9 protein-coding genes, 1 tRNA gene and 1 pseudogene are annotated in these 14,185 nt (G+C 63.6%); 7 read left to right on the forward strand and 4 right to left on the reverse strand.

Going from position 1 to position 14,185, the window contains the following annotated elements; all coding sequences use genetic code 11:
• The first annotated feature begins 343 nt into the window (after positions 1-343).
• The 6 genes from ACFZAT_RS19155 (at position 344) to ACFZAT_RS19180 (ending at position 10,587) form a co-directional block, all read left to right on the forward strand.
• The gene (locus tag ACFZAT_RS19155; protein ID WP_391265401.1) at positions 344-2,092 is read left to right on the forward strand and encodes an N-6 DNA methylase; all 1,749 of its coding nucleotides are present in this window, start codon (positions 344-346) and stop codon (positions 2,090-2,092) included.
• On the forward strand, positions 2,089-3,285 hold the full coding sequence (locus ACFZAT_RS19160; RefSeq protein WP_391265402.1) for a hypothetical protein: 1,197 nt from the start codon (positions 2,089-2,091) through the stop codon (positions 3,283-3,285). The genes ACFZAT_RS19155 and ACFZAT_RS19160 overlap by 4 nt, the downstream gene beginning before the upstream one ends.
• Positions 3,285-6,428, forward strand: a complete 3,144-nt coding sequence (locus ACFZAT_RS19165; RefSeq protein ID WP_391265403.1) for a type I restriction endonuclease — start codon at positions 3,285-3,287, stop codon at positions 6,426-6,428. Before ACFZAT_RS19160 ends, ACFZAT_RS19165 begins: the two co-directional genes overlap by 1 nt.
• A 216-nt stretch (positions 6,429-6,644) precedes the next feature.
• Positions 6,645-7,502 (forward strand): hypothetical protein, encoded by an 858-nt coding sequence (locus tag ACFZAT_RS19170; RefSeq protein WP_391265404.1) that lies wholly within the window; start codon positions 6,645-6,647, stop codon positions 7,500-7,502.
• Positions 7,503-7,685: 183 nt separating this feature from the next.
• Positions 7,686-9,305, forward strand: a complete 1,620-nt coding sequence (locus ACFZAT_RS19175) for a hypothetical protein (RefSeq protein ID WP_391265405.1) — start codon at positions 7,686-7,688, stop codon at positions 9,303-9,305.
• 169 nt (positions 9,306-9,474) lie between these two features.
• Complete coding sequence (locus ACFZAT_RS19180) at positions 9,475-10,587, forward strand: hypothetical protein (protein ID WP_391265406.1); 1,113 nt, start codon at positions 9,475-9,477, stop codon at positions 10,585-10,587.
• Between the two features lie 5 nt (positions 10,588-10,592).
• Here the strand turns inward: ACFZAT_RS19180 and ACFZAT_RS19185 are convergent, their stop codons facing one another.
• Positions 10,593-11,132, reverse strand: coding sequence for a GNAT family N-acetyltransferase (locus tag ACFZAT_RS19185; protein WP_391265407.1), 540 nt, complete (start codon positions 11,130-11,132; stop codon positions 10,593-10,595).
• Positions 11,129-11,722 (reverse strand): annotated as a pseudogene (locus tag ACFZAT_RS19190) (XRE family transcriptional regulator); the annotation flags it as partial. The gene ACFZAT_RS19185 and the pseudogene ACFZAT_RS19190, both read right to left, overlap by 4 nt.
• A gap of 64 nt (positions 11,723-11,786) precedes the next feature.
• Between ACFZAT_RS19190 and ACFZAT_RS19195 the strand changes: the two are divergent.
• Complete coding sequence (locus tag ACFZAT_RS19195) at positions 11,787-12,581, forward strand: tyrosine-type recombinase/integrase (RefSeq protein ID WP_391265408.1); 795 nt, start codon at positions 11,787-11,789, stop codon at positions 12,579-12,581.
• 47 nt (positions 12,582-12,628) lie between these two features.
• Here the strand turns inward: ACFZAT_RS19195 and ACFZAT_RS19200 are convergent.
• Together ACFZAT_RS19200 and ACFZAT_RS19205 are read right to left on the reverse strand one after the other, a co-directional pair.
• Positions 12,629-12,701 (reverse strand) — tRNA-Arg (locus tag ACFZAT_RS19200).
• Positions 12,702-12,846: 145 nt separating this feature from the next.
• On the reverse strand, positions 12,847-14,127 hold the full coding sequence (locus ACFZAT_RS19205; protein ID WP_391265409.1) for a M6 family metalloprotease domain-containing protein: 1,281 nt from the start codon (positions 14,125-14,127) through the stop codon (positions 12,847-12,849).
• Between the last annotated feature and the right edge of the window lie 58 nt (positions 14,128-14,185).

The following is a 14,185-nucleotide window of genomic DNA, read 5'->3' on the forward strand; positions in this document are numbered from 1 at the left end:
CGCTGCCGCGCGGTGCTGTTTCCCCTGGTCAGGATCGCGCGGCGAGCCACTTGATCCGGCTCGTGCCGCCCTGTGTCGGGCAGTCCGCTCACGCATCGCTCACGCGCCTGAGGTGCTTCGGTGTCGTGCTGGCGCATCTCCATCTCACCGTAGTGGAGTCTGCCGCGCCCGGTTCGCTTTGCCACTTTCGCCTTGCGGAGTTGCTGCCCCGGCAACACGTGCAAGCACCTGGGGCCGATTCGGCAAGAGCACGTCGAGAGGGTCCCATGGTTGAACCATGGGACGGTGGCTGCTGCCTCTGGCAAAGTGATCGGCACTGCTAAACGATTCTCGTGAGGAACTTGTGAGCACGCTCGGTAGCTTCATCTGGTCGATCGCTGACCAGCTTCGGGGCCCCTATCGCCCCAACCAGTACGGGACAGTGATCCTTCCGTTCACGATCCTGAGACGGCTCGACTGCGTACTCGAGCCGGACCGCGCGGCGGTGCGGGAGCTGGCTGCGCTGTACGAGAACCCGAACCGGCTCAAGATCGAGGTCAAGAAGGCCACGGGGCGGACCTTCTACAACACCTCCAACTACGAGTTCGCGAATCTGCTGGCCGATGCGGACGGGCTGGCGGACAACCTCGCTGACTACATCGACCGGTTCTCCGCCGACGTGGACGTGTTTGAGTACTTCGACTTCAAGCAGGAGATCCTGGCCCTGGAGAAGGCCGGGCTCCTGCGCGAGGTGGTTAAGTCCTTCGGCGCCGTCGATCTCCACCCCGATGTGGTGTCGAACTCCGACATGGGTGATGCCTTCGAGTACATCATCCGCAAGTTCAATGAAGCCGCGAACGAGACCTCCGGAGACCACTACACGCCGCGCGACGCGATCCGGTTGCTGGTCGACCTGCTCTTCGCAGAGAAGGACGTCGACCTCTCCGAGGGGGGCATCATCCGGTCGCTGTACGACCCCACCGCCGGCACCGGCGGCATGCTCTCCCTGGCAGAGGAGCACCTGCTCGCGCAGAACCCCGAGGCGAAGCTGAGCCTGTACGGCCAGGAGTACAACCCGCAGTCGTACGCCATCTGCAAGTCCGACCTGCTCGCCAAGGGCCACGACGCGACCAACATCGCTTTCGGTAACACACTCACCGATGACGCCTTCAAGGGGCGCCAGTTCGACTACTGCATGTCCAACCCGCCCTACGGAGTGGACTGGAAGCAGTACGCCAAAGCGATCACCGCCGAGCGCGACTCTGCTGGCCCCTACGGCCGCTTCGCGCCCGGCCTCCCGGCGACCTCCGACGGCCAGATGCTCTTCCTGCTCCACCTGGCCCACAAGATGCGCGCACCTGAGGACGGTGGAGGCCGCGTCGGCATCGTCATGAACGGCTCCCCCCTGTTCACCGGCGCCGCTGAATCCGGCCCTAGTAATATCCGCAAGTGGCTGCTGGAGAACGACCTCGTCGAGGCGATCGTCGCGCTGCCGACCAACATGTTCTTCAACACCGGCCTTGCCACCTACATCTGGATCCTTGACAACACCAAGCACCCCGACCGCCAAGGCAAGGTCCAACTCATCGACGGCACGTCGTTCTGGACCAAGATGCGTAAGAACCTCGGCTCCAAGGGACGGGAGATCAGCGACGACGACCGCGCGAAGGTCGTCAAGCTGTACGCCGACTTCACCAACGCCGACCCCGGCACCTCCAAGGTGCTGCGCAACGACGAGTTCGGCTACTGGACCATCACCGTCGAGCGGCCCCTGCTGGATGAGGACGGCAAACCGATCACCGACCGCAAGGGCAAACCGAAACCGGACACCAAGAAACGCGACACGGAGAACGTGCCCTTCACCTACGGCGGCTCCACCGCCGGCCCGGCGGGCAAGGTCGAGGTCATCCAGGCGTACTTCGACACCGAGGTGAAGCCGCACGTCCCCGATGACGCCTGGATCGACTGGGCCAAGGTCAAGACAGGATACGAAATTCCCTTCACTCGCCACTTCTATAAATACATTCCGCCCCGGCCACTCGCCGAGATCGACGCCGATCTAGAAAAGCAGGTCGCGAAAATCCTGGACCTCTTGCGGGAGGTCGAGGGATGACCCGGTTGGGCGTAGCAGTTCAGAAGATCGATGAGCGGATTCCTGGCGTTGATCTCCCGCTGATGTCTGTGTCGCAGACCAAGGGTGTGGTACGGCGCAGCGAGCTGACAGACGCACCTCAACGTGCAGAGTCGCTCGATGCCTACAAGGTATGCCGCAAAGGGGACATTGTCTTCAACAAGATGAAGATCCGTTCTGGCGCGATGGGCGTCGCTCATGAGGACGGACTGGTCACCTACCACTACGAAGTGATGCGCCCTCGGAAGGGCATGGATCCGCGCTACATCGTTCATCTTATGAAGTCTTCGTGGTTCACCAGCGAGCTCATCGCACGTGAGCGTGGGATCTCAGCCGGAGGTGAGCACGGCGGCATTCGCACGACGGAGGTCCCATTTACCGTCCTTCGGACGATCGACGTGCTCCTTCCAGAGATCGACGAGCAGCGAGCCATTGCCGGCTACCTCGACCGCGAGACGTCCCGCATCGACACGCTCATCGAGGAGCAGCAGCGCCTGATCGAGATGCTCCGCGAACGGCGTGCAGCTGTAATCGCGAGCACCTTGGCCAAGCTGAGCGACACCATGACCAGACTGAAGTACGTTTCGACGATTCAGACAGGGGTGACATTGAGTGGTGCGGGCGACTCAGCTGATGCCGAGTGGCCGTACCTGCGCGTCGCAAATGTCCAGGTTGGATACGTGGACCTAGGTGAGATCAAGACGGTCCGCGTTCCTGCTGAGCGCGCTGTTCGCTCTATGCTCCAGCGCGGGGACGTCCTGATGACCGAGGGCGGGGACATCAATAAGTTGGGGCGAGGAGCGCTCTGGCGCGGTGACTTGCCCAACATGCTGCATCAAAACCACATCTTCGCAGTCAGGCCGAATGAAAGTCTCGACTCGGAGTTTCTGGTTTATTGGCTCGATGGTCCGGTCGCCCGGGCCTATTTCCGTACTACGGCAAAGCAGACGACGAACCTTGCTGCTACCAACAAGTGGACGGTCGGCAACCTTCCTATTGCGCTGCCGCCTATCGAAGACCAGAGAGAGGCCGTCGCGGCCCTCGACGAGCAGACAGCCGCGATCGGATCGCTTATTGCGGAGACCGAGCGGTTCATCGAGCTTGCCCGGGAGCGGAGGGCAGCGTTGATCACTGCGGCGGTTACGGGGCAGATCGACGTACGAGAGGCGGCGTGATGGCCGACCACAACGAGGTGGTCTTCGAGACGGAGATCTGTGAGCACCTGCGGGATCGCGGCTGGCTGTACTCGGCGAACGACCATGACGGTGGTGAGTATGACCGCGAGCGTGCGCTGTTCCCCGCTGATCTGTTCGCGTGGCTGGAGGAGACGCAGAAGCCGGCGTACGAGAAGGCGTTGAAGGCCGCGGGCTCGCAGGCGAAGTTCCTGGACGTGCTGACCGCGGCGCTCGACCGGCCGCTGGAACACGGCGGCGGCACGCTGAACATCCTGCGCAACGGGGTGCAGTACATCGGCGGTGGCCGGTTGAAGATGGCGCAGTTCCGCCCGGAGACGTCCCTCAACGCGACCACCACAGCGCACTACGAGGCGATGCGGGTACGAGTGGTGCGGCAGGTGCACTTCTCGACCGCCGACCAGCGCAGTATCGATCTGGTCTTCTTCATCAACGGACTCCCGGTGGCCACGGTGGAGCTAAAGACCGACTTCACCCAGTCGCTGGATGAGGCGATCAACCAGTACAAGCAGCATCGCAATCCGTTGTCGAACGGGCGGCCGGAGCCGTTGCTGTCGTTCGGGCACCGGGCGCTGGTGCACTTCGCGGTCTCGAACGACCTGGCGGCGATGACCACGAGGCTGGAAGGGGAGAAGACCCACTTCTTGCCGTTCAACATGGGCTTGGACAGCGGTGCCGGCAACCCGCCCGGTGCGGACGGGCGATCATCGACGGCGTACCTGTGGGAGCACGTCTGGCAGAAGCACGCCTGGCTGAACATCATCGGACGGCTGATGATCGTGCAGACCAAAGAGGAGTGGGACGTCACCACCGGCACCTCGGTACGGCGTACGAGCATGCTCTTCCCGCGCTTCCACCAGTGGGAGGCCGTCACCAAGATTGTGGAGGCGGTGAAGGAGGAGGGTGTCGGGCAGCGGTACCTGATTGAGCACTCGGCTGGGTCGGGGAAGACGAACACCATCGCCTGGACGGCTCATCGGCTGGCCCGTCTACACGTCGATGATCAGAAGGTCTTCGACTCGGTCATCGTGGTCGTGGACCGCACCGTGCTCGACTCCCAGCTGCAGGACGCGATCCGGCAGATCGACGGCAGCGGCAAGATCGTCACGACGATCAGCCCCGAGGACGTCCGCAAGGCCGGCGCGAGGTCGAAGTCGGGTCTGCTGGCGCAGGCGTTGAAGAACGGTGAGCTGATCATCGCGGTGACGGTGCAGACCTTCCCACATGCGCTGAACGAGATTCGGACCGATGCCAGCCTGAAGGGCAAGCGCTTCGCTGTCATCGCCGATGAGGCGCACTCCTCCCAGTCAGGTCAGATCTCCTCCAAGCTGAAGCAGGTGCTGACCGCCGAGGAGGTCAAGGAGATCGAGGAGGGCGGCGAGGTCGACGTGGAGTCGATCCTGGCCTCAGAGATGACCGAGCGGGCCGAGTCTGAGAACATCTCCTACTTCGCCTTCACCGCGACGCCGAAGAACAAGACCCTCGAACTGTTCGGCCGCAAGGGCGCCGACGGGAAGCCGCATGAGTTCCACCTGTACTCGATGAAGCAGGCGATCGAGGAGGGCTACATCCTCGGTGTGCTCAAGGGGTACCAGACTTACGACACCGCGCTGAAGATCGCCGACAAAGCCGAGAGTGGTGACGGAGGGGAGGTTGAGGAGGCCACCGCCCGCAAGGGGCTGATGCGATGGGTGCAACTCCACCCGACGAACATCAGCCAGAAGGTGCGGATCATCGTCGAGCACTTCCACGCCAACGTCGCCTACCTCCTCGAAGGCAAGGCGAAGGCAATGGTGGTGACCGACTCCCGCAAGTCCGCGGTTAAGTACAAGCTGGCCATCGACGCCTACATCGCCAGGCGTCGCGCCGAAGACCCCTCGTACGACTACCGCACGCTGGTCGCCTTCTCCGCTGGGGTGGCGATACCCGAAGATGAGACCTGGCACAGTGACTGGGGTCCGCAGCCGTCAAAGGACGCCGAGTTCACCGAGGCCAACATGAACCCCGGCGCCGGGGCTGATCTGGCGGCCGCGTTCAAGGGCGACACCTACAAGATCATGTTGGTCGCCAACAAGTTCCAGACCGGCTTCGACCAGCCCTTACTCACGGCGATGTACATCGACAAGAAACTGTCAGGCGTCACCGCCGTGCAGACGCTCTCCCGGCTCAACCGCACCCACCGCACCCCAGGCGGAGAGCAGAAGCGCAAGACATTCGTCATTGACTTCGCCAACAAGCCCGAAGACATCAAGGCAGCCTTCGAGCCGTACTTCAAGAACGCCACCCTGGAGACCGAGACCGACCCGTACGTCGTCGTCCACCTGGCCAACAAGCTCGCCCAGGCCAATATCTACACCGAGGACGACGTCCGTAAGGTCGCCGAACTATGGGTGACCCGGAAGGGCAACAACGCGCTCTCGGCGGCGATCAGCCCGGCACAGCACGACTTCCGGCGCCGCTACGCGCGAGCGATCGAGGAAGAGGACAAGGTCGCCCTCAACGCGCTCGACCTCTTCCGCAAGGATGTCTCCACCTACGTACGCCTCTATGACTTCATGTCCCAGATCGTCGACTACGGCGACCCCTACATGGAGATGCTCTCGATCTTCCTGCGCCTGCTGGAGAAGGTCATCGCCGAGTCCGCCTGGGCGGCCGAGGTGGACCTTTCCGACGTGGTGCTGGTCGGGGTCAAGCACAGCAAGGCGAGCCCGGTCGACATCTCGCTCGTGGGCGACGGCCAACTGAAGGGCATCAGCGCCGCCGGCACGGGCACGAAGAAGGAGCCGAAGTACGTTGCGCTCCAGGTCGTCATAGGCAAGATGAACGACCTCTTCGGTGCCGAAACATTCGCCGAGTACCAGGTCCGGGAGTTCGTACAGGGGCTCGTCCAGCGGTTGCTCACCGACTCGAACCTGGTGAAGCAGACCAGGGTGAACACTAAGAAGCAGTTCCTGGAGTCGCAGGACTTCCAAGCAGCGGTTACGGAGGCGGTTGCAGACAACCAGGACGCCCACAACACGATGGCTGACTACTTTTTCACCGACGGGCCAGCTATCAACTCGATCATCGTCGCCCTCGCGGATGCCTTCTACGAAGCAGCGATCGATCAGCAGGTGGATTCTTAGTACGGCAGCACGCATGTCGCGCCCCCAGCAGACCGACCCGCTGAATCTCGGGTGGAGCGCACCAGGCCCGCGTCGCGCAGGGTCTGCAGGGCGCGGGAGACCTATGGCTCGCACCGGTTAGTAGTCGCCGGGGTACAGCGCCACTAACTCAGTTGACCCGCGTCCGCCTTGTCCGGATCCTGAAAGGTTCGTCTCCACCAACGCGAGAGGACGATCATGAATGAAGCATGGGTCAACATCGGCTGGGCGAACAACGCAGCGCGGCTCGATCTAAAGAAGGTGGAGGGTGCCAGCGGGCTCGGCGTGATGCAGCTTCGGTTCCACGTCGAAGTATCTTGTCGAGATGAAGCGGCAGCTCAGAAGCCGCTGTGGTTCGAGGGCGGGTTGTTTGCAGAGGGACTTGGAACGTCGAGTGGGTACGTGCGACGGCTTGTGGTCGAGGACTCACCGGTCACCCTGCACAGCCTGGCCGCTACGACGAACTTCGTCCTGGTGGCCGACATCGACCATCGACAGCTCCAGGTCATCGAGGAGCATCGCACGAGCGGGATGAAGTTCCGGTTGCAGCTCACCGGTACCGCCATGACTGATGGCAACCTCGAACGCGTCGGGGTGGGGAATGTCGAGTGCGAGCTCACCCAAAGCGACTGGGCGGCGGTCCTTGAGCAGATGCAGTACCGTCGCCTGCTCCTGATCGAGCTGGACGCACCGGACGCCCACCGGTCGGCTGAGTACAAGCTGGCTCTCGACTTCTACCGCAACGCCGAGAAGCAGTACCTCAAGCAGGAGTGGCGTCTGACGGTAGAAGCGCTCCGCCAGTCGCTTGCGGCCCTCGTCGGGAAAACCGTTGACGAAGAGGATGAAGCGGCCGATGTGGAAGCGGCGTTCAAGACACTCCGCAGGGAAGCCAACAAGACCAAGATCGGCTACTCCCCGCGTGCCGAGCAGGTGCGGCGTGCGCTGAAGTTCATGTGTGACCTGGGGGCTCATCCGGAAACGGCCGAGACGACCAAGGCTGAGGCGTACGCCACTCTCCTCATGGTCGGTGGACTGCTGCACGGGTGGCAGATCTGATTCGGATGAGGAATGTGCAGTCCCCGGACTCGTAGGCAGGTGCTGACCAACCCCGCGCCGGCCTAGAGCTGCTGAATCAAAGTGCCCTGCCGAGCTCAAGGATTAGCTGCGAAATACAGGACTGGCCAGCGGAACTGCGGAAAATTACTTTCCGGATGCGTAGAGTTGGGATATAACGTGCACATGAACGAGCAATCCGCTCTTGAGTTTTCTGACCGTCTAGAGTATGTCGCCAACGCGCTCGGCACAGAGCCATGGGTCACCGTCTACGAGCTCGCGAAGGGTGAACGCGAGGAGGTAAGTTACCACTGCGCGCTCGCTCGCCCCGAGGTTCTGGAAAGGTGCCTTGCCAACACCTCGTGGGATCTACTTATCGGTCACGGGATGCCCGGCTTCTCATTCTATGGTGACGGTCGGCATGAGTACCACCGCTTCGGCCGTGACGATGGGGTTGAGCCGTTCATTATTGACCGCGATTTCCACGGCCTGAAGTCGTCCTATCTTGAGCTGTCCGAAGAATTCCGACACTTCCACAACCTCTACGAGGACCGGAAGAAGGGTGTCTTCATCGCTCTGGACGACAATGGTGACGACGTGGAAGTTGTCCGTATGGCGCCGCAGAAGGTTCAGGTTCGGGCGAAGTACCTCAAGGAATATCTGGCAGCCCGCGGCATTGTGATACTGCTCTTCTTCGAGTTCGACCGTTGGTCCTCGAGGACGCTGGACGAGCTTGGGATTGAAAAGCAGAACGTGGACGAGCAGGAGGCGAACTATCGGTACATCCGGTGGGTAGACATGCTCCCCGGCATCACCGATCCTGCCCGCCGTACCATGGCTCGTATCATGGGAAAGAAGGTCGTCAACGGTTCTGGGAACCCGCTCCCTTCATGGGTGAGGGACCGTAGTGGCCAGCCGTACGAGGATTTTGTCATTGGGGTGGACGAGGAGGGGAATAATATCCTCTACACCTGTGACGAGGAAGAGTTGGCAAACTACTTCGGCAAGAATCCTGGTTCGCCTCACTACTTGACGCCCGTCTTCTTCAACAAGGCCGTCATGGCCAAGTACTACAGCGATCCGGCGAAGTACCGGGTTGAAGACAGTCACCTTTACTGTGGTGGGTACTGGGGCTTGCGCCTCGATAACAACCACCGGGACTACGTGGTCGTCTACCTGGGTGACCTCGGGAAGCTGTCTCACAAGGAACAGCTCTACTGGAAGAGCTTCAATGTCGTGCCTGACGGAGGCGTGAGCGAGGTTGCGTACCGGCGCGGCATCTTGGGTGAATGGGCTGCTGCCGACGAACCAGCACTTTCCTTCAAAGCCTCGTACGGGCGTTTCCGTGACGGCTGGCGTGAGCGCTTTAGCTGGGATCTGTTCAAGCCGCTCAAGCCGGAGGATGAGCACTACTGGGCGACCCTGCACGTACCTGCGAGCGAGAACCAGCGGGAGTTCGACGACCAGGTCATGTCGCTGTCGAAGGTTCTCATCGAGCGGCTGAACGAACGCGAGATCGCCAAGTACATCACGGTCGAGCAGAATGACAAGGGTATTACGAAGTTTCAGAAATACCTAGATGAGATTGGGTTTCCCGACCGACAGGAACTCATCACGCTGCTGCGTAATCTCAACGGTCTACGCAGCGGGCCGGCTCATGTTAAGGGGAGGGACTATCAGCGAGCTGCCGAGCACTTCTCCCTTTATGAGAAGGGTTTTGCTCAAGCGTTCTCAGACTTGCTGGTGAGGGCGACCGAACTCGTTGACAAGCTGGGCATTTTCGCGATGCCGAGCGACGAACAGTGAGTCGTGCGCGTTTGGTCTGAATGGCCTGAAGCCCCGGCCGCAGGCAGATCGGAACGTTCTGTTGGAATCAGTTGTTGGGGGATAAGTGAGAGTCTGCTTTCTGATCAACGAAGGTTGGAGCTCGCCGGAGGCCGGAACTTGGGGATGGCTCACAATGAGGGAATCCCTGGTGCGAGTGTTCATGGAATCCGTTCCGCGGCATAGGCGTCATGCCCGCTTTTCCACGGGAACTCTTCCACTGCGGCGGCTTGCCCAAGAGGTGGGCGGCACTGAAGCCGCTGCGAACAGCGTTCTCGGCGAGCACTGGGCAGCCTGGAGCACTTTCTTTGGACCGGACCTTGCCAAACACGTCGAATCATTTGATATCGCAGGTATGGTCGTGGAATCTTTGACTCCCTCGGACGCCCGCGCCATGCACATCCGGCTGAAGGATAGGGAGTGGTACCTGGGAGCAGTGCAAATTCGTCCGGAGATTCCGGAGCACTGGGCGGTGTTTCTGAAGGGTATCCCGAGCCGGTTTCGGATCTTCGAAGACTCCCTCTATTTGTTTCATAGGGGATATGAGTTGGAAGTCGAAGACAACCGAGACCACGTGGAATATCGTGAGTGGGAATCTTCCGGCCTCTTCTCCTCGGTCCGCTGGGAGGACTCCGGGGTGCGGGAGACCATCTTTGATCCATACGACAACATGCAGCACTTTCGCAGGCTCGGCGAGGCGGACGAACTGCTGCACGGCCAGTTCTCATCTGCGCTGGGTGAGACTCTGATGCGTTGCTCAGACCTGAACCCGAACCTCACTCAACGGCTCCATGCGGCCATCAAGGCGTTCGAGGGCCACGAGACGGCGGAAGAACTGGCGCATGTGTCGTTGTCCTGTCGACGATTCACCGAAAAACTTGCGGACTGCCTATATCCTCCACGTGATGAGAAGGTAAACGGACGAAAAGTCGGCCAGGCTGAGTACCGGAACCGCCTGTGGGCATACGTCGCGGAAAATGTCACCTCTGACACCTCGCGCGAACTACTCATCGCGAACGTCGAGGACCTGGGAAAGCGGATTGACAAGCTGGACAGCCTGAGTAACAAGGGGCTGCACTCTGACGTTTCGTCCTCAGATGTGAACCGGTTGTTGCTTTCGCTTCTTGTCGTGACACATGACTTGATCTCGCTTCGCCCGCCCGGCGGTGCCTTCTCGTACGAACCGTACGAGACCACCATTCGTACCTTTATGGAGGGGTTGCGGCAACAACAAGAACGTCGGTCTCAGGATGACGAGGAATAGAGTTGTCAGTGGCTGGCGCGGATCATCACGGTGAGGACTGGTGAGGCCGGTGACGGTTGGCTCTGCCCGATGTCCTCGTACCCCCACGACTTGTAGAGCGCATGGACTTTTCCGCCCCCAGCAGCCGGGTTGACCATGAGCGTCACGTACGGTTCATCGCGCGTGGCGAGGAGGGCGTCGTGGATGCGGCGGGCGGTGCCGGTCTTCCGCCAGGTCGGTCGGACGCCGATCTCCTTCAGGGCCACGGCCGGGCGCTTGGTGTACTTCTCCGGCGGCGTCGGGTTGGTGCGCTGCCAGTAGCGGTCGCCGTGCTCGATGGTGTTGCCGTAGGCGTAGCCGACCGGGTGCCCGTCGGCGTAGGCGAGGACGGCCGTGAATCCTGGCTCGCAGCCGTGTCGGTCAAGGCGCTCGCCGAACGCGGTGACGGCGTAGTTCGGCAGGTGGAGGAGCGGGGCGCGCACGTCGGCGTACACGTCGAGGAGGTCGCCGCGGGCTGTGTCGAGGGTGGTGAAGGTGCGCAGTTCGATGGCGGGTGCCGTGGTCATGCGGCCATCCTCCAGTTGGCGGCGTGATCGGTCCAGGTCTGCACGGTGGAGCTGCCCGGAGCGGTGGCGCGCAGCGCGGCCCCGAACTCCTGCAGCATGCGCGTTACCCGGGCGTGCTGGGTGGCGGCTTCGGCGGGGACCTTCATCGCGGTGGCCGTGGCGGCATCGGGGGCGCCCTGTGCGAGCTGGGCGTGTGCGAGCCGGGTGGTGGTGATGGCCCGGGAGCGGATCATGTGGGGCCGGAGGGCGGCCAGGCAGCGGTGGGCGTGGTACTCGGCGGTCGAGTAGTCGCCGAGCGCCAAGTGCGCGGAGAGGGCCAGGGAGTCCAGCTCGGCCTGGTCGTAGAAGGCAAGCATCCACACCGGCCGGTAGTCGGCGGGGTCGGCGCGCAGCATGGCGTCCTGCGCCTGCTCGAAGGCCCGGCGGGTGCCGGTGCGGTCCTGGGCCGTTCCGTGGATGGCGCCCTGGCGGGCCAGGCCGAGGGACGCGAACAGGGGGTCGCGGCGGGTGAGGTGCAGGTTGCGGGCGACGTCGTTGGCGGCGAACGCGTCGGCGGGACGGCCCATGTGGCGGTACATGGTGCCCGCGTGGCACGTATGGACCGAGGAGCGCATCCTCCACTGGAAGCGCACCGGCGAGAAGCCCTCGTCAGTGATGGTCTGGACGCCGGAGCACACCGGCCTCTTCCTCGACCACGTTGCGGAGGACCGCCTGTACGCCCTGTTCCACCTAATCGCGTTCCGCGGACTGCGACGGGGCGAGGCGTGCGGGCAGAAGTGGACCGACACCAACCTGGACGCCGGTCTCATCACCGTCGCCAAGCAACTCGTCGTGGACGGCTGGGAGGTGTACGAGGACGACCCCAAGACCGACGCCGGCGCGCGGACCATCGCACTGGACTCCGACACGGTCCAGGCTCTCAAGCAGCACCGCGCCCAGCAGGACAAGGACCGCGAGGAGTGGGGGAGCGCCTGGGTGGAGACGGGGCGGGTCTTCACCAAGGAGAATGGCGAGCTGCTCCATCCCGCCAACGTCACGCGGCGGTTCATCGAGCTGTACGAGGAGATCGACCTCCCACCGATCCGGCTCCACGACCTCCGCCACGGCGCCGCGACCCTCGCCCACGCGGCCGGGGCCGACCTGAAGGACATCCAGGAGATGCTCGGCCACTCCTCGATCACCATCACGGCCGACACGTACACGAGCCTGCTCCCCGAGGCCGACTTGGCGATCGCCGAGGCCGCAGCCCGGCTCGTCCCGCGCGCCCGCGCCACCTCCGAAAACACCGCCCCCGAAGCGGAGCCCGAGCCCGACGACGCGGAGCATCCCGGCCCGGAGTCCGTGCCGGACGATGCTGATCCGTTGGGAGGAATTTCGGAGATCAACTCTCCGTCCGCTCACGCACCGCTCACGCAAACGGCCCCGGACGAGGAGTCCGAGGCCGAGTAGTAGCCCTCCCTGGGGGAGAAATCCCAGGTCAGAGCGGTAACGCGTTGTGCCCCCGGCAGGATTCGAACCTGCGACACCCGCTTTAGGAGAGCGGTGCTCTATCCCCTGAGCTACGAAGGCATGGCTGTGGCCGCCAGTGTAGCGGGTGGTGTGCTCGGTGCACGGGGGGCTTGGGGATCTTGGGAGGGCAGCGTTGGGGTGCCGGCCGTGAGGGGGCGTTCGTCGCCCGGAGGCCCCCGCGTTCCCGCCGCCCCTGGGGAAGCCCCTAAGGCCGTGTCACCTGTACCCGGTAGTCCCCCTTCTCGTCCTTCTCCAGTACCGAGATCCGTATCCCGTTCGCCCGGTCCGTGAACGTGTCGCCCGGTTGGTACGGGGCGTCCGAGAGTTCCGCGTGGACGTTGGGGAGGCGGGTGCAGCCGGGGCTGTTCTTGGTGCTGTCGGTGACCGAGACCGGGCCCTGGCCCGTGTCCACGTCGGAGCTGACCTTGTAGATGAGGACGCCGGGGCGGCAGACCGCCTGGTCGTTGCCCGCCTGGGTGCGGACCTCCACCGCGTAGCCGGACTCCGCGGTCAGGGGGACGAAGGCCAGCTTCAGGCCGCCCCGGGTGGCCAGGGGCTCCAGGACGTGGTCCGTCGTGCCGGAGCGGGCGGCGCAGCTCACCTGGTCGTTGTCCAGCCAGCCCAGCTTCCACTTGTGCCAGCCGAGCAGGTCGTTGTTGGCGCCCCAGTCCTCGGACATGATGTCCCAGTGCCCGACCGAGCCGCCGCCCTCCATCGTGTAGAGGTCGGGGAGCCCGAAGACGTGGCCGTTCTCGTGGGGCAGGACCCGGTAGCCGGTCTGGGCGTACGAGCCCGAGCCGTCGTCCTGGCGGCTGTAGACGAATGAGGTGTTGGACAGCGGCACCCCGTCCGCGATGGGGGCGTCGTCGTTCCCCGAGAAGGTCACCGAGAGCACGGTGTCCAGGGCGGAGGGCCCGGCGTTCGGGGTGACCAGGATGTTGACCAGGTCGTACTCGTCGAAGTCCACCCTCGGGTCCGCGGCCGCCACGATGTCCTGGACCAGGTGGCGGTAGCCCGGCTCGTACGGGGAGCCCCGCTCGATTCCGTACTCCTCGAAGGGCAGCGGCATCCGCAGCCACGAGCGGATCGGCGCCTCCGGTATGTAGGTGAGACGGCCGTACGAGCTCGTCCGGAACCAGTCCGTCGTCTGCGGGAAGAATTCGGCCAGCCGGTCCATGGCCGGCTCGGTGCCCTCCGCGTCCGGGAAGTCGATCATCAGGTTCAGCGCGCGGACGCGGCCGGTGGAGCGGGCGTAGCCGGGCTGCGTCGGCATGCCCTCCGACATCTGTACGCCCATGGCCGACGCGATCCGGCAGGGGCCGAGCCCCGTGGCCAGGGGGGCCGTCGCGGCGGGGCCGGCCGACGCGGGGCTCTGGAGGGGCAGCGTGCTGCTGGCGGTCGCCAGGGCCGCGATGATCAGGGCCGTTGCAGCGCCGAGAGCGACCGGGCGGCGGTGCTTGCGTATCCGGCGGCGGGGCTGCTGCATCGAGGCGCCTTCCGGTCCGCGGCAGCCGGCCGACCCCGGCTGCGCTCTGCCGTCAGCC

Source organism: Streptomyces sp. NPDC008163 (genome assembly GCF_042956885.1).
GTDB classification, from domain to species: Bacteria; Actinomycetota; Actinomycetes; order Streptomycetales; family Streptomycetaceae; genus Streptomyces; species Streptomyces drozdowiczii_A.

Bases quoted from the DNA above. Each gene is read 5' to 3' on its own strand.
- ACFZAT_RS19160 (WP_391265402.1), top strand. From the start codon at position 2,089: ATGACCCGGTTGGGCGTAGCAGTTCAGAAGATCGATGAGCGGATTCCT.
- ACFZAT_RS19175 (WP_391265405.1), top strand. From the start codon at position 7,686: ATGAACGAGCAATCCGCTCTTGAGTTTTCTGACCGTCTAGAGTATGTC.
- ACFZAT_RS19205 (WP_391265409.1), bottom strand. From the start codon at position 14,127: ATGCAGCAGCCCCGCCGCCGGATACGCAAGCACCGCCGCCCGGTCGCT.
- ACFZAT_RS19170 (WP_391265404.1), top strand. From the start codon at position 6,645: ATGAATGAAGCATGGGTCAACATCGGCTGGGCGAACAACGCAGCGCGG.
- ACFZAT_RS19185 (WP_391265407.1), bottom strand. From the start codon at position 11,132: ATGACCACGGCACCCGCCATCGAACTGCGCACCTTCACCACCCTCGAC.
- ACFZAT_RS19195 (WP_391265408.1), top strand. From the start codon at position 11,787: ATGGTCTGGACGCCGGAGCACACCGGCCTCTTCCTCGACCACGTTGCG.
- ACFZAT_RS19165 (WP_391265403.1), top strand. From the start codon at position 3,285: ATGGCCGACCACAACGAGGTGGTCTTCGAGACGGAGATCTGTGAGCAC.